General features: G+C 35.4%; 16 protein-coding genes. 3 read left to right on the forward strand and 13 right to left on the reverse strand.

Translation table 11 applies throughout. The annotated features are described in order from the left end of the window. The 11 genes from ACJJVJ_RS06005 to mnmA all read right to left on the reverse strand — a co-directional run bounded on the left by ACJJVJ_RS06005 (position 1) and on the right by mnmA (position 13,317). The gene (locus ACJJVJ_RS06005) at positions 1-1,212 is read right to left on the reverse strand and encodes an ATP-binding protein (RefSeq protein ID WP_405369525.1); all 1,212 of its coding nucleotides are present in this window, start codon (positions 1,210-1,212) and stop codon (positions 1-3) included. Then, positions 1,199-1,747: a heme NO-binding domain-containing protein gene (locus ACJJVJ_RS06010; protein WP_405369526.1), complete on the reverse strand. Its 549-nt coding sequence runs from the start codon at positions 1,745-1,747 to the stop codon at positions 1,199-1,201. Before ACJJVJ_RS06010 ends, ACJJVJ_RS06005 begins: the two co-directional genes overlap by 14 nt. Further along, positions 1,747-2,163: a response regulator gene (locus ACJJVJ_RS06015; RefSeq protein ID WP_104515617.1), complete on the reverse strand. Its 417-nt coding sequence runs from the start codon at positions 2,161-2,163 to the stop codon at positions 1,747-1,749. The genes ACJJVJ_RS06010 and ACJJVJ_RS06015 overlap by 1 nt, the downstream gene beginning before the upstream one ends. A 253-nt stretch (positions 2,164-2,416) precedes the next feature. Next, positions 2,417-3,853, reverse strand: a complete 1,437-nt coding sequence (locus tag ACJJVJ_RS06020; RefSeq protein ID WP_405369527.1) for a TolC family protein — start codon at positions 3,851-3,853, stop codon at positions 2,417-2,419. Then, complete coding sequence (locus ACJJVJ_RS06025; RefSeq protein ID WP_405369528.1) at positions 3,843-7,022, reverse strand: efflux RND transporter permease subunit; 3,180 nt, start codon at positions 7,020-7,022, stop codon at positions 3,843-3,845. Before ACJJVJ_RS06025 ends, ACJJVJ_RS06020 begins: the two co-directional genes overlap by 11 nt. Before the next feature lie 21 nt (positions 7,023-7,043). Then, complete coding sequence (locus ACJJVJ_RS06030) at positions 7,044-8,117, reverse strand: efflux RND transporter periplasmic adaptor subunit (protein WP_405369529.1); 1,074 nt, start codon at positions 8,115-8,117, stop codon at positions 7,044-7,046. Between the two features lie 197 nt (positions 8,118-8,314). Next, on the reverse strand, positions 8,315-8,659 hold the full coding sequence (locus ACJJVJ_RS06035; protein WP_104515485.1) for a hypothetical protein: 345 nt from the start codon (positions 8,657-8,659) through the stop codon (positions 8,315-8,317). Between the two features lie 114 nt (positions 8,660-8,773). Further along, on the reverse strand, positions 8,774-9,409 hold the full coding sequence (locus ACJJVJ_RS06040; RefSeq protein ID WP_405369530.1) for a hemolysin III family protein: 636 nt from the start codon (positions 9,407-9,409) through the stop codon (positions 8,774-8,776). After that, positions 9,402-10,358 (reverse strand): NAD(P)H-dependent flavin oxidoreductase, encoded by a 957-nt coding sequence (locus ACJJVJ_RS06045; RefSeq protein ID WP_405369531.1) that lies wholly within the window; start codon positions 10,356-10,358, stop codon positions 9,402-9,404. The genes ACJJVJ_RS06040 and ACJJVJ_RS06045 overlap by 8 nt, the downstream gene beginning before the upstream one ends. Positions 10,359-10,498: 140 nt before the next feature. Further along, complete coding sequence (locus ACJJVJ_RS06050) at positions 10,499-12,079, reverse strand: S8 family serine peptidase (protein ID WP_405369532.1); 1,581 nt, start codon at positions 12,077-12,079, stop codon at positions 10,499-10,501. A gap of 41 nt (positions 12,080-12,120) precedes the next feature. Continuing rightward, positions 12,121-13,317 carry a tRNA 2-thiouridine(34) synthase MnmA gene (mnmA, locus tag ACJJVJ_RS06055; protein ID WP_405369533.1) on the reverse strand — a complete coding sequence of 399 codons (1,197 nt, stop codon included), beginning with the start codon at positions 13,315-13,317 and terminating at the stop codon, positions 12,121-12,123. A gap of 169 nt (positions 13,318-13,486) precedes the next feature. On the opposite strand from mnmA, the gene ACJJVJ_RS06060 reads away from it, so the two are divergent. The 3 genes from ACJJVJ_RS06060 (at position 13,487) to ACJJVJ_RS06070 (ending at position 15,477) form a co-directional block, all read left to right on the forward strand. After that, the gene (locus tag ACJJVJ_RS06060; RefSeq protein WP_405369534.1) at positions 13,487-14,461 is read left to right on the forward strand and encodes a fasciclin domain-containing protein; all 975 of its coding nucleotides are present in this window, start codon (positions 13,487-13,489) and stop codon (positions 14,459-14,461) included. Between the two features lie 69 nt (positions 14,462-14,530). After that, on the forward strand, positions 14,531-14,998 hold the full coding sequence (locus ACJJVJ_RS06065; protein ID WP_405369535.1) for a transcription elongation factor: 468 nt from the start codon (positions 14,531-14,533) through the stop codon (positions 14,996-14,998). 5 nt (positions 14,999-15,003) lie between these two features. Continuing rightward, positions 15,004-15,477: a hypothetical protein gene (locus ACJJVJ_RS06070; protein WP_405369536.1), complete on the forward strand. Its 474-nt coding sequence runs from the start codon at positions 15,004-15,006 to the stop codon at positions 15,475-15,477. A 69-nt stretch (positions 15,478-15,546) separates the two neighbouring features. Here ACJJVJ_RS06070 and ACJJVJ_RS06075 read toward each other — a convergent pair whose 3' ends face one another. Then, positions 15,547-15,912 carry a hypothetical protein gene (locus tag ACJJVJ_RS06075; protein ID WP_104515494.1) on the reverse strand — a complete coding sequence of 122 codons (366 nt, stop codon included), beginning with the start codon at positions 15,910-15,912 and terminating at the stop codon, positions 15,547-15,549. A gap of 118 nt (positions 15,913-16,030) precedes the next feature. Continuing rightward, entirely contained in the window at positions 16,031-16,570 is a 540-nt protein-coding gene (locus ACJJVJ_RS06080; RefSeq protein ID WP_405369537.1) for a hypothetical protein, read from the reverse strand. Positions 16,571-16,654: the final 84 nt, after the last annotated feature.

Raw genomic sequence — 16,654 nt, forward strand, 5'->3', positions numbered from 1 at the left:
TTATTTTTCTATGGTAAAAAAGAAAGTTGTGCCTTTACCTAAAGTGCTTTCTAACCAGATACGTCCATTATATAAATCAACAATTTTCTTTACAATTGATAATCCTATACCGGTAGACTCTTCTCTTTTATTGAGAGATTGGAAAATCTGAAAAATCTTTTGATGGTATTCTTTATCGATACCCATACCATTATCTTTAACAGAAAAAGTGTATTCTTTGTCTCCTTCTTCAAAGTCTATTTCTATAAGACCTTTACTTTTATCGCTATAATTAACAGCGTTGCTTATCAAGTTTTGAAACAATTGCTGGATTTTAACTCGATCTACTTTAATCTTGGGAAGTGGTTTTACAACCGTACAATGTATATGCTCAGGAAAGTGTAGCAAGGTAATTATGTCGTCCATGACAATGTTTAAATCTACATTAGTAAGTGAACTAGTATCTCCCACAATACTCGAGTATTCTAACACATCTGATATAAGTTGCTCCATTTTTTCTAGAGTAGCCTCTATCATGTCAAAGTTAGTTAACGTGTCTGGAGACAGCTTTCCTTCATTATCATCTTTAATCCAACTTATCAATGCATTTATACTGCGCAATGGTGACTTTAAATCATGAGATACCACATGTGCATATTCTTGCAGCTCATCATTACTCTTTTCTAGTTTTTTAAGAAGACTTTGTTTTTGTAATTCTAGACTTCTTAACTCTGTAATATCTCTAACTATTCCTTGTGCGGCAATAGGTCTATTATCGCTATCATAGATCATACTAGCATTAACATGTACGAGACGTATAGCACCATTTGCTATAGAGATTTTAATATTAAAATCTGTTATAGAGCCATTTTTATAAAGTTGTTGAAAGCTTTCTGCTAGTCTTTCATGTTCTTCAGGAATGACAAGGTTTAATAAATTTATTTTATCATCAACAGTGTAACCTAATAGTTTTTCTGCAGCTTCATTCATTTTAAGAACATTACCAGGAATGTCCATTACTACATAAGCGTCCACTATATTTTCAAAAACCCCTTTAAGTTCTGAAGTTTTTGCTTCTACTAGTTCTTCTAATTTTTTATTAGAAACTTCTAATTCTTTGGATTTAAAATAAAGCTCTCTAGATTTTTCTTCTAGAATGCGCTCTGCTTCTTTACGAGCAGCTTTTTCACGAGCGATGGCTCGTTCATACATTTTAAGTTTATCCTCTGCCATGAATTTCAATACTGAATTTTACCTCTGTACCATTATCTTTAATGTTCTCTACTAATATACTCGCTTTAGCATTAAAATGCTCTAGAGTTTTATTCATAAGTCCTTTACCGAATGAAGACATCGCTCTACTCGATTTATAAATCATCACTAGTGTATTTTCAGTTTTTTCTACCACGGTAAAAGTAGGCAGTTCTGCATCAGGGTATATCTTGCGCACCTCTACATGTATATGATTTTCTATAGAAGATAGCATTTCTATTGGGTCAGTAAATTCTTCTAAAAAGGTAGGATAACTCTTTTCTACTACACTAAAAAAATGTTCTCCATAAACAAAAAGCAAGTCGTTTATCGGTACTCCTGTTTCTTTATTCAAATTGGTCAACAGACTTAACATCTCTGAAAAACTATAAGTTCCTACAGCTGTGTATACGCCGTTAGAAGGCAAATCGGCATTACTAAGTATGGTATCTACCATTTCAAAGCCAAATTTCTCTTCTACTAATTCTAAAAATTCTGTAAAAACTATTCCTTTCATTATGCCTTAATTAATTCATTCATACTCCAGTACTGTAAAGCTACCTCAATTTTCTTTACGTAATCGTCATATTTTAGTGGTTTTATTATATAACCTGCAACACCTGTTTCATAACATGCAAGTACATCTTTACGATTATTAGAAGTAGTTAACATCACTGTAGGTATGTATTTTAATACATCATCCTTTCTAAGTATTCTTAAAAATTCAAGCCCATTTATCTTAGGCATATTGAGATCTAGAAAAATCACATCTGGAATCACTTTATCATCTCTCAATATAACAAGTGCTTCTTCTCCATTCTTTGCTTCTATAAGTTCATGACTCAACTCAAGTTTCTTTATTGCTCGTTTTAATTTCATTACTTCTATAGCATCATCTTCAATAAGAAGAATTTTAAGCTTTATATTTTCCAACAGTTCTATTTTAGAGTATCGCCAAATATGATCATAAATTATACATTTTTTGAATAAAGTTAGATCAATACCCATTTTAGTGTCGACGAATGACCGTTAAGTGTCGACGGAGCAAATTACCGATAGATTGTTTTTGTCTCGCTTTCGCGAAAGCGGAATTATAAAAAAGCTATTTCTACCTAAAAAAGAAATGGGTAACGCCATCCACATTACCCATTTCTAATCACTCCAATCAAATAATCTTACTCATAATTTAACGCCAGCCACCACCTAGTGCTTTATAGAGATCTACAGTTGCTATCATTTGCTCTTTTTTAGTATGAATCAACTCCTTGCGAGCCTCTAATGCATCACGCTGCGTTAAAAGCACCTCCATATAATCTGCCCTCGCATATTGAAATAGTTGGTTTGCTATCTCTATGGATTCTGTTAATGACTGTACTTGTTGCTCTTTTAAATTATAACTTTTAACGAGATAATCCAGATTAGAAACTTGATTTGCAACTTCTTTATAAGCATTTAAAAGTTGCTGCTCATACTCAAATGCGGCCTGTATCTGTCTGGCATTTGCATTTTTGTACGCTGCTTTAATAGCATTTCTATTCACTAACGGCGCCATAATATCTGCAGCCGCGCTGTATAAGAAAGACTCTGGTGTGTTTAATAAAAACTTAGGGTTAAATGCGTTAAAACCTACACCAGCTTTGATACCTATAGATGGATAGAAATCTGCCTTAGCAACTTTAATGTTTAAACGACTTGCGGCTAGTTCTAATTCTGCCTGACGTACATCTGGTCTGTTTTGCAACAGTTGTGATGGTACACCAGTTTGTACAATTTTAGGAACTAGGTCTATAAAATCTGTCGCATTTCTAACGATAGGTTGCGGTGTGCGACCTAGTAAAAAATTGATTTCATTTTCTGTCTCACGTATTTCTTGTTTTACGAGATATACTTCACTTTTGTTCTTTTGCACCTCTGCCTGAAAACGTTTTACTGCTAGTGATGTGGTACGTGCACCTTCTTTTAAAAGTTTAACCACTTCTAGTGCATTTTCCTGAATTTCGATATTCTGATTCAAATTTTGTAATTCATTATCAAGTGCAACGAGTTCATAATAAGAGCGTGCCACTTCAGAAACAAGATTAGTTACCAGTAGGTTTTTACCTTCTGTAGTGGCTAGATATTCTAGAACAGCAGCTTTTTTTGCATTTCTAAGTTTTTTCCAAATATCTAGTTCCCATGATGCAGTAGCTCCTAATTTAAAATCACCTAATGGATCTGGAAATGCTTTTCCATCTCTTATGTTTAAATTTTCTTCTACGGCACCATTGCGAGTGTATCGACCCACTTTTTCTACCTCAGCTCCTGCGCCTAGGTTTACAAATGGTAGGTACTCTCCTTTTCTAGTCTGAATCTCATTTTGAGACATCATGATCTTTTGGAGCATGATGTTTACTTCTTTATTATTCACAACAGCCTCATCAATAAGGTTTGTTAAAGCAGGGTCTTCAAAGAAGGTTTTCCAGTCTGCCTTTGCAGAGTTTACAGAATCTGTGACTTCATTTTGATATGTTGTCGGTAGATTCTTATTAGGATCTTTTTGAGTCACTTTAGGTAATGCACAAGAGTGCGCTAATAGTACAATCAGTACAGCGACTAGGGCTTTTATTATTGAATTAGTCTTCATTTTTCTGATCGTTGTAGTTATACTCTTCCGTTAATGGTTCAAAATCTTCGTCCTTAATCATAGAACGTTTATCTGCTATAGTTGCAAAAATGTAATACAGTCCAGGAATTACTAGAACACCGAATACGGTACCGAATAACATACCACCCATGGCAGATGTTCCTATGGTACGGTTACCTACAGCACCTGCTCCACTAGCTATTACTAGAGGTATAAGTCCTGCGATAAAAGCAAACGATGTCATTAAAATAGGACGGAAACGAACCTTTGCTCCTTCTATAGCTGCCTCTCTTATGGACATGCCTTGATTACGTTTCTGTACAGCATATTCTATAATTAAGACGGCATTTTTACCCAATAGTCCTACCAGCATGACCAGACCTACTTGTGCGTATATATCGTTTGCCAAACCTAGAATTTTCAATAAAAAGAAAGAACCAAAAATACCTACTGGTAAGGATAGAATTACTGCTAGTGGCAGTATAAAACTCTCATACTGTGCAGCAAGTACGAAATAAACAAATATCAACACGATACCAAAAATGATAATCGCTTCATTACCTCTTCTAGCCTCGTCAAAAGAAAGTCCTTCCCATGCGATGTCATAACCTCTAGGCAGGGTTTCTTTTGCTACTTCTTGAACGGCTTTTATCGCATCATCTGTAGTAAAACCTTTTGCAGGGTTACCTCTTATCGCTGCAGAGTTGTATAGGTTATACCTAGTAACTTCATTAGGTCCTTGCTTTTTATTCAATTTCATAAAGGCAGAATAAGGTACCATTTCACCTACATCATTCTTTACATAATAATCCAGTATATCGCTAGGATATCTTCTGTATTCCGGACCAGCCTGAGTATATACTTTGAAAAAGTTATTGAATCTTGTAAAACCTTGTTCATAGGTACTACCTATTAGAATGTTTAAGTTTTCCATTGCAACACCTATAGAAACTCCTTTTTGCATAGCAAGAGCGTTATCTATCTCTAATTCATACTGTGGATAATTTGCTGCATAAAAGGTAAATAGACCACTCAACTCTTCTCTATTACCTAGTGCATCCATAAAATCTTGATTGATTTTATCAAACTCTTGGTAATCTGTTTCATTGTTTTGATCTATTAAACGTAAGGCTAGACCGCCAGCTGCTCCATAACCTGGTACTGCAGGCGGCTCAAAAAACTCAATGACCGCACCCATCTTTTCAGTTTCCTCTTCTAGCTGTTCAATAATCTCGTGTACAGAATGCTCTCTATCTGACCAGTCTTTTAAATTGATCAAACAAGTACCAGCATTAGAGCCACGTCCTTCAGTTAAGATCTCATAACCTGCAAGGGATGAAACAGATTTGATTCCATCTATCTCTTCGGCTATGGCTTGTAACTGTCTAGAAACTTTATTAGTTTCTTCTAGTGTAGACCCTGGTGGTGTTTGCACAATAGCATAAATCATCCCTTGATCTTCATTAGGTATAAATCCTGCAGGAAGTGTTTTATTAACAAAGAATGTAGCGGCAATAAAAGCTCCTAAGACTACAATAGTTAATAAACGTCTAGAGACTATTTTCTCTAAGACATTCGTATATCGACCGGTTAGTTTTTCAAATTGATTATTGAAACCATCTATTAAATAAGTGATAGGTGTTTTACGTTTTTTCTTACCATGGTTATTTTTCAAAATCATTGCACACAACACTGGTGTTAAAGTAAGTGCAACCACTGCAGATAAAGTAATTGCCGAAGCCATAGTAATAGCAAACTGTCTATAAAACACACCTACAGGACCACTCATAAATGCTACCGGCACAAATACAGCTACCATAAGCAAAGTAATGGCTACAATTGCACCACCTATCTCACCTAGAACTTGCTGCGCAGCTTTATATGGAGAAATACCAGGTACTTCTTCCATTTTTGCATGCACTGCCTCTACTACCACTATGGCATCATCAACCACAATTCCTATAGCAAGAACTAACGCAAACAATGTGATTAAGTTAATTGTTAAACCAAACATTTGCATTACAAAAAATGCTCCTATCAATGATATAGGAACTGCAAGAACTGGTATTAATGTAGAGCGCCAGTCGCCTAAAAATAGAAATACAACTAGAGATACTAAGATGAAAGCCTCTCCTAATGTGTGTATTACTTTTTCAATAGAAGCGTCTAAGAAATTAGAAACATCATAACTGACCTCATATTCCATACCAGCAGGAAAGTCCTGTTTCATTGTTTCCATTTTTTCTTTAATCTGCTCGATAACGTCACTGGCATTACTACCATATGATTGCTTTAAAACTATCGCCGCAGATGGATATCCATCTTTATTAGAATAAATATCAAAGAATTCACTTCCTAATTCTACTCGTGCAAGATCTTTCAGTCTTAATATCTCACCATCAGGACTTGCTTTTATAATTATATCTTCATATTCTTCTGGCTTGTTATATCTTCCTTTGTAAACTAGTACATATTCTAATGATTGTGCTTCCTGACCAGAACTACGACCTAATCGCCCTGGTCTACCGATAACACTTTGTTCATTAATGGCTTCCATGATCTCTTCTGTAGAAACATTATATGCTCGCATGCGATCTGGTTTTAACCATAAACGCATCGCATACTGTCGACTACCTAGAATCTTTGCACTAGAAATACCGTTTACCCTTTTTATTTCAGGAATCACATTTGCATTTGCATAGTTGTACAAAAACTTTTCATCGTCATTTTTGTTTTTACTGAAGAGATTTACGTACATCAACATACTAGGTTGTACCCTAGAAACTACTACACCTTCTAGTTGTACTAGTGGTGGTAATTTATTGATAACCTGATCTACACGGTTCTTAACGTTAACCACCGCTACGTTAGGATCTTCACCTAATTCAAAAATTATTTGAATAGTAGCCTCTCCTGCACTAGTTGCGTCAGACACGATATATTTCATTCCTTGTACACCATTTATGGCTCTTTCTAGCGGTATAAGTGTCGTATTAGTAAGTACCTCAGCACTAGAACCTGGATAGGCTACAGTAATAAGTACACGTGGTGGGGCTATTTCTGGAAATTGCGAAATAGGAAGGCTCTTAATCGATAATCCACCTATGATCATAATAATCAACGAGACTACTATGGCCAGTACTGGTCTTTTTATAAAATTTTTAAACATCTTATTATTTTTTGAAACCTATTATTCAGCTACTAGCTTTAAGTCTGCTAGTACTGTTTTTGGTTCTATGAAGTCTGCATTGATTTTTTGCCCATTACGCACTTTTCTTAATCCATCAATTAATATGCGGTCGTTGCTATCTATACCGTCTTTAACGATATACAGATAAGGTAATTCTTCTAAGATGCTTATCTGACGTTGTTCTACTTCTTCTTTATCGTTCACGACGAAAACGTACTTTTTATCAAGAATCTCGAATGTTGCTTTTTGAGGAATTATTTTAGCATTCTTGAACGGTATATTCATCAATATGTTCCCAGTCTGTCCATGTCTTAAAAGACTTTCTGGATTAGGAAATGTAGCTCTAAACTCGATGTTACCAGTCTCGTGATTAAACTCACCTTCTATAGTTTCTACTTTTCCTTTATGGTTAAAAATAGCCGAATTTGCCATTTGTAATTGAACACTAGAAGCGTGTGTCGTAGTATCCGTTACATAATTAATATATTCAGACTCAGGAACATTAAAGTATACCCACATCTTACTATTGTCAGATATTTTAGTAAGCAATTCACCTTCTTCAAGTAGGCTACCTTCTCTTGCTTCTAGATGATCCATAATCCCAGTAAAAGGAGCGTGAATAGTGGTGAAATTTAAATGTGTTTGCGCCATACGAACTTCCGCATTTGCTTTTGCTAGTCTAGCTTCGGCGAGTGCTAGTTCATTTTTAGAAACTACATTTTTATCAGATAACATTTTTGTGTTATCATATTCTATTTCTGCAGCTCTTGCTTCAGACTTTGATTTTTGAAGTTCGGCTTTGTAGACATTTGCATTTATAGCAAACATGGTCTGCCCTTTTTCTACTTTCTGTCCTTCATCGACATATATTTTTTGAAGATAACCTCGTTCTAAGGCTCTTAACTCGATATGACGCATCGCATGGATTTGACTCACATACTTTCTAGTTATGGTAGTATCTTTTAAAATTAGATTTGTTACTCTTAGAGTAGGGATGGATTTATGTTTTTCTTCTTTGTGCTGGCAACTCACAACAAGTAAGGCCATTACTATAAAAGGAATGATTTTTTTCAACGGAATGATGTATTAATTGATAGATAAATTGAGTGAGTTTAATTCAAGACATAGCAGTGTATAGAAAGCAAAAAACTTTCATAACCTACTGATTAATAGAATAAATTAAACTGAGTTTCGGAATCACAGATAGAGACAGCAAAGGACTGTCTATAAAACACCTCTAAAAGGTGAAACCTGTAATTAATGGATAAAACCTAGACTCTGATATCTTCGTAAATGAGATACAAATTCTGTTGAGAAACTAAATAAACACCTTCTCTAGTAGTGAAATTTTCTTTTTTGAAAGAGTTTACTTCGGCAATAATATTACTCGAGGTGGAATGAAATAAGCTAGAAACGGTATCTGTAGAATCTTTCTCACTAACCTCTTCTTCTTCACCTACTTCTTCATAAGCGTCTATCTTTTCTTTAGAATCGTGATCTTCTTGTTGTATAGTAACGAGATTACTCAATAAACCATCATATGATGAGGAATCACCAGTTGAGGCTAGATTAAGAAAACTAGCAAATAAGAATAATAACAGCGTACTGTATTTCACGTCTTTCTATTGAGACTTCAAAATTATATAAGAAGACGTTAAGATAATGTGTCTTAGTAGTACTTTAACATAAATAATCAATGAAGAAAATAAATAAGAAACTCAAAGTACTGATTATCTACCTTGTACTATACTCCATACCATGGCGGCATGACTAAGACTACCTCCTAAAACAAAAACATGCCAGATGACATGATTAAAATAAAGCTTATTCCACGCATAAAAAATGATTCCTACGGTAAAGAAAACACCACCAGCAATTAGAAGATTCATTTGTAAATCTGTAAAAGCATCACTTAGAGTTTGCAAATCAAAGACAATCATCCAGCCCATTACTAGATAAAGAATGCTAGAAAAAGCCTCAAATTTACCTGTAAAGAAAAGTTTCCAAATAATTCCAAATACAGCAATTCCCCAAACCGCAGCAAGTATAAACCAGCCGCTAGATTGTTCTAAAGTAATAAGGCATACTGGTGTGTAGGTACCAGCAATAGAACCATATATAGAGATATGATCTAATTTTCTCAGTTTAAACTTTAATTTACTAGGCTCTACTTTATGATAAACTGTAGAAGAGAAATATAAAAACAATTGAGATAACACATATACAAGAATAGCTGGCAGCATGTAATCTACTGACCAGTTAGCCTCATAAATTAAGCCTATGGTAATCGCTATGAATAAAAGAAAACCAAAACCATGAGTAATTACATTCCACTTTTCTTCTATTGCTGTTTGAATTCTAGCCATTTAAAGAAAGGTTAGATAATTCTTTTCTAGCTTCTTCAAATTCTGTAACCATATCCACCACCACTTGTGCAGCAGGAATAATATCGTTTATTAATCCAGAGACTTGCCCTATTTCTAATTCTCCTTCAATTAAATCTCCTTCAAACATTCCTTTTTTTGCTCTCGCTCTACCTAAAAGCTCTTTTAAATCTTCTGGAGTGGGCGCTTTTTTGTAAAGTTCTTGAACATCGTTCCAAAATTTGTTACGTATTAAGCGTACTGGTGCTAGTTCTTTTAAGGTTAAGTGAGTTGCTCCTTCACCTGCCTCTACCACCGCATTTTTAAAATTGATATGACTACTCGCCTCATGTGTTGCAACAAATCTACTACCTACTTGTACACCATCTGCCCCTAGAGTCATGGCTGCTAGCATACCACGACCAGTGGCTATACCACCTGCAGCAATTAATGGAATATCAATAGCTTGTGCTACTTGCGGTATAAGAGTCAAAGTGGTAGACTCTTCTCTACCATTATGTCCACCAGCTTCAAAACCTTCGGCAACCACGGCGTCCACACCAGCTTCTTGAGATTTCAATGCAAATTTTACAGAGCTTACTACATGAACTACGGTTATTCCAGCATCTTTTAAACGCTTTGTGTAGGTCTTAGGGTTTCCTGCACTTGTAAAAACTATAGGTACTTTTTCTTCTATTATTATTTGAAGAATTTCCTCTAAATCTGTATAAAGAAGTGGAACATTTACCCCAAAAGGCTTATCTGTCCCTGCTTTTGTTTTTTGAATATGCTCTCTCAATACTTCTGGATACATAGAACCAGCACCTATTAATCCTAATCCACCAGCATTACTTACCGCAGTGACTAGTTTATGACCGCTTGCCCATATCATACCACCTTGAATAATAGGGTATTTAATTTTGAAAAGCTGAGTAATTGCGTTTTGAGACATAGATTTTGCTACTTGAATTTGATTGTGCTACAAATTTAAGGAAGATTAAATAGTTACAGTCTTCCCTTTGCTAAGAGCTTAATATTTAATTTAGAAAAGGCTTCAATATGAATAAAACACATTAAATAATACTAATTCAATTACCTAATCACCACTTTATAAGTAACATCACTTTGATCTATAGTAAAAAGATACAATCCACTAGAGACTTGGTTAAGATCTATAAAACCATCTTGTGTTGTCGCTTTTTTAATGACCTGCTGCCCTTGCAAGTTATAGAGCTGGAAAGAGGTTACGTTTTCGCCTTGAGCAGTATTAAAAAACAGAGTTTTATCTTTTACGTAATAATTAAAATCTTGTGTGTTAAAATTAGCAGAACTTAAAGTCTGTTGTGCTGCACCAAAATCAGGAATTCCATAACCTAATAAATTATCTGGCAACATGGACTGGTCACTACTAGCACGCACGGCATCTATTATTTGTTGCGGTGTGAGATTAGGAAATGCTTGCATGAGACATGCCATCGCGCCGCTTATCATGGGTGCACTGAAAGATGTACCACTAGTTGTCACAAGATTACCAGACTCATCTATACTAGCAGTCGCGCTACCTTGAGCTGCAATATCAGGACGTATGCGACCGTCTACGGTAGGTCCTATGCTTGAGAAACTAGATTTTGCTCTTGTGTCTGTTACAGACCCTATGGCAAATGCTCCTAAAGCGTCTGCAGGAGAGGCAACATAAGGATGCGTGGTGCTGTTACCAGAATTACCTGCACTGGTCACTACTATTATCCCTTTTTCAAAAGCAACATTAGTCCCTTGAGATATAAAAGAAGTGACACCATTCATGTCTTGGTAATCGAGACTTTCTGCCGTGTTATCAAAGCCTAAATAGCCCAAAGAAACATTAATAACATCTACTCCTAGAGAATCGGCACGCTCTGCAGCCTGCACCCAGTAGGACATCTCTGCTGGTGTTTCTTGTGCTCCTTCTTCTGTACGGAATAAGTAATAACCAGCGTCTGGTGCGGTACCTTCAAAATTATTAGGATCATTTCCTGCCATTACACTCAGTACTCTAGAGCCATGAAAGTTATCTTCATAAATAGAATTATCTCGTTGTACAAAATCCCAAGTTCCTTTAATACCATTATTGTTGCGCAATTGTGCAAAACCTGTATTTATGTCTACGTTAGGAAAACCAGAGTCTGTCACTGCTATTAACATTCCTGCACCGGCGTTACCTGTATTGTGCAAATCATCTAGGCCTATCATTTCTATCTGATTTCTAGCTGTACCATAAACCAGAGGTGTGGTAACCATGTTTGCATACTTATCATGATTGCTTACAGACGTACTTTTTGTAGGGTCTGTATAATCTATACTAGAAACAAAAGGCAAACTGGCCAGTGCATCGATAGCTGTCGTAGTACCTACTACATGCACACAGTTAAACCACTTAGACTGGGCTTTATAACTTATACCTGGCTGACTTTTTATTTGTGCTACATATATTTGATTCATAGGCACATCACGATCATCTATCGCGATGTTATGTCTCATTTTACGATCTATAGATCTTTGAGTCAGTATACTCTGCGGATTTGCTAACGACGTCGCCACATTAGGTTTATCTACAAAATAAACCAATGCATGAAAATCTTGTGCATTTGTAGCAATAGAAATAAATGCAAAAAGAATAAATATTATTTTTTTCATAGAAGTAAATTTACACTTATTCTATCACAATTTGCGTGATACTAAGCTATTACCCCAGAACCTAAACAGTCATTATCTTGATACCATGCTACAAACTGACCTGGAGAGATCGCACTTTGCTCGTCATTAAAAATGACATAAAGACCATCTTCTGTGCGGTGCAAAGTTGCCGGCTCTAGAGTCTGTCTGTATCGTATGCGCGCCATAACATCTAGAGTCTCACCTACTGCTATTTCTAGATCTTCTCTTATCCAGTGCGTCTCTGCAGCTGTTACAAATAATCCACGACGGTACAAACCTGGGTGTTGTTTTCCCTGACCTACATAAATAGTATTGGTATTTACATCTGTCTCTATAACAAAAAGAGGCTCTGGTGTACCACCTACGGCTAGTCCTTTGCGCTGTCCACGAGTAAAATAATGAGCACCTTGATGTACTCCTACTTTTTTTCCGTCTGTAGGTTGATATTTACGCTTTCGCGAAAGCGTAACCAATTCATTCCCCTCGCTAGAATCTATTGTAGCATCTATTTCTAGCATTTTATCGCGACTGGTTTGTGCATCTATTTCTACGATGTCACCAGCTTTTGCTTGCAACTTCTGTTGTAAAAAATCTGGTAATCTCACTTTACCTATAAAGCACAATCCTTGAGAATCTTTCTTTCCTGCAGTAATTAAATCTTGCGCAGCAGCAATTTCTCTTACCTCAGGTTTTTGAAGATGACCTATTGGAAAAAGAGTTTTAGCTAGTTGTTTTTGAGACACCTGACAAAGAAAATAGCTTTGATCTTTATTTGCGTCTGCTCCACCTATTAAGTGATGTATTTCTTTACCGTTTTCTACGGTAGTTGTTTTCTGGCAATAATGTCCTGTTGCAACAAAATCTGCCCCAAGTTCTAGTGCTATATCCATAAACACATCAAACTTAATCTCGCGATTACACAACACATCTGGATTAGGCGTGCGCCCACTCGCATACTCGTCAAACATGTAATCTACTATGCGCTCTTTATATTGCTCACTTAAATCTACTGTTTGAAAAGGGATACCTAGTTTATCTGCAACCAGCATTGCGTCGTTAGAATCTTCTAACCACGGGCACTCATCACTTATAGTAACGGTGTCATCATGCCAGTTTTTCATGAAGAGACCTATCACCTCATGACCTTGTTCTTTTAATAAATGTGCCGCTACACTTGAGTCTACGCCACCAGAAAGTCCTACTACTACTTTTGCCATGGTGCAAAAATACAATAAGAGTCAACTATAAGAGTTTTTAACGTGTTAGATTTTTCTTATCGCTACAAGTACTTTCTCTATCAAAAATAACGAGAGTTTCCACTTGTAACTAGCAATATAAATGCTTTGATTTCGTTATTTTGCAAGCTGAAAAAGAATATTGAAAATAATGAATACTTTTAAGAAATACACCATAGCTATTTTTGCTACTGTAGCTTTATTATTTACCGCTTGTGAAGATGCAGATGATGGTGGTAATAGAATACCTGGCGTTAACTCGATACTCAATCAGACAGAAAACAATGCAGATCTAAGCATGTTAAACGCTGCACTTATAAGAACAGGTTTAAATACTACCTTTAATTCTTCAGTTACTTATACTTTATTTGCTCCTAACAATACTGCTTTTACTAATTACCTGACCGCAAACGGTATCGCTAGTATAGATGATATTCCTGTGGCAGACTTAAGGGATATACTTCAATATCATACATTAACGACCGAGGTTACTACCGATGTAATGACTACCGATTATATAAAAACACTAGGTAAAGATGACGAGATAGAATTTCTAGATTTATTTATTGAAACAGGTACTTCTATTCTATTAAACGGTAATGTAACTATTATAGATGCAGATAACGACGCAGATAATGGCGTCGTACACATAGTAGATACTGTGATAGAATTACCGACTGTCTTTTCTTTAATTGCTGCAAATCCAGAATTCAGTGAACTGACTGCAGCTTTACAAACAAATGGATTGGAAACTGACCTTTCTAATACGGATGGTACTTTAATGGATCCTTATACCATTGTTGCACCTAACGATGCTGCATTTCAGGCACTGGTAGACTTAAACACTACAGACGAGTTTGATTCTATTGCAGACATAACAGGTCAGACAGACATAGACGAAGATTTATCATACCACGTAGTAGGTAATGACCGTTTACGTTCTGGAGATCTTAGTACTGGTTTAAGAGTTAACACTTTAAGACCTAGCACATCTTTTACTGTAGATATAAGTGCTGGTACGGTGATCACAGACGGCACAATGAACACAGCAAATGTTACTACTACAGACATTACAGCTATTAATGGTGTGGTGCATATTATTGATTTATTTATACGCAGTAATTAATTACACACTATTCTTATTTTAAAAGTCTCGTTTAAAACGAGACTTTTTTTATTCTATATTTACTTTTATATGAGTACTATCGATTTTCCTGAATTTAAAAAAGCTATCAACACTTACTGTCTAGAAACTGTAGGTGAACGATTATCTATTATAAAAAAAAATCTAGATTCTTTGATGGATGCAAAGCGCAATGAAACTAAAAGTAGCGCTGGTGATAAATATGAGACAGGAAGAGCGATGATTCAAAATGAAGAAGAACTCTATAAAAGACAACGAGCAGAAACATCTATTATCCTAGATCAACTCCTGCGCATCGATCCTGATAAAGAATGCTCCTTTATAGAACCAGGAGCCCTTGTTGTACTTCCGTCTGGTTATTTTTACATAGGCGCCGGAATGGGAAAACTAGTGGTTAATCATATAGATTGCTTTGCAATATCTCTATCTTCACCTATAGGACAGGCATTAAAAAGTAAAAAAAAGGGAGGTACTATTCTATTCCAAAATCGGGAAGTAATGATACTTAACGTATATTAATTTAAATGCTCCACTCCATTATGTCAGATCAATTATACAATCAATTAACTGAAATTAAACCCTTTATAAACAAAGGAGATATAGAAAATAATAAAGTTTCTAAAAAAGGAACTTACTGGCACATAGATCATAGTTTACAAATATTAAATTCCATATGCGAGGTATTAGAACACTCTAATCCTGGAGATTATCAACCTAAATTTTCTTTTACCAAATTCATCATAATGAAAACTGGTTACATACCTAGAGGTAAAGGCCGCGCACCTAAACAAACCTTACCGCAAAATATCAAGACTAAAGAAGAACTATTAATAGAACTCGATAAAGCTGAAAAGGCTATAAAAAACCTTAATACTTTACCTAGTAACAAGACTTTTAGACATCCTCTTTTTGGATGGTTAAACCTAGAAGACACGATTAAATTTATGGGAATACACACGCATCATCATATTAAAATATTGAGAGATATTGTGAAGTAGTCTTCTATAAAAATAAGAACAAAAAAAACCAGCCTAACGGCTGGTTTTTGAATGCTATAATTAAGAAGATTACTCCTCTTCTTCGTCTTTTTTCTTCACTTTGGGAACAAACAAAGCCGCACGTTGTAATAATTTCTCAGACACTTTAAACTCTCCACTAAAGTGATAGTTTGCATCTTCTCGAGCATATTTAAAATAAGCCGTTTTTGCCCATCTTAAATCAGTTGCTTTTTTAAGAAACTGATCGTGTGTAAGAACTTGCTCCACCTCATCATTTTTCCAAACGAGTACTTTGTACATTCCTACACCATTTTTCATACTTCTTTCTATCACCTCTCTGAAGGATTCTGATGGAAAAACGTGCACGCCATCTTCAGTAACTTTGTAGTCTAGGTCTTTGAATAAGATGTCAGTAAGGAATTGTTCTAAAGTCATTATCTATTTAATTTCTAATTGCAAAGGTACTGCTATCATCTCTCAAATTGATTAAAGAAATAGGTAATTAATTAAAGATGGATGTAGATTCCGCTTTCGCGAAAGCGAAACACAAATATTACTGAATATTACCTAACGGATTTAAGGGATCATAACCAGGTTGAAACTGAGCTTGTACATGAGGTTTATTCAAATCTAATATGGTAAAAATACCTAAGACAATACCCAAAACTCCTGTGATACAGTTAATGATAGCTATCGCAAAAATGAAGTTGTAATTGCGTCTTTCCTTAATGTATTTACCTGCGAGGAGTGTCAAGATCCCAATAGTCACTGTTATTAAAAACCCTATCCCACCTATAATAACGAATATATTACCTGGATGAAAAGGCATATCTACATCGCCTTGCATAGGTGCAAACGTCATTGCAGTACCTATAAACATATATAATAGAAAGAATAATGAAAATAGTATGGTTAAGATACCTTTTACGAGGTGTAAAGTCGCAAAGGTGCTTAAATTATCTGTAGGCATGTAATTATAATAATGCTGCTGGTATTGCTGTGAACCAGAAGGTTGCCCATATTGTTGTTGTTGTTGTTGTTGTTGTTGTTGTTGTTGTTGTTGATTTGGATTGTTGTTTTGGTTCGTTTCCATAATGATAGCGTTTAACTATAAGTAGTCGCGATACTTATTTTGTTACATGGGTATATTAATGATCAAGGATTTATCAATTATATA

It is taken from the genome of Nonlabens sp. Asnod2-A12 (assembly GCF_045063745.1).
GTDB classification, from domain to species: Bacteria; Bacteroidota; Bacteroidia; order Flavobacteriales; family Flavobacteriaceae; genus Nonlabens; species Nonlabens xylanidelens.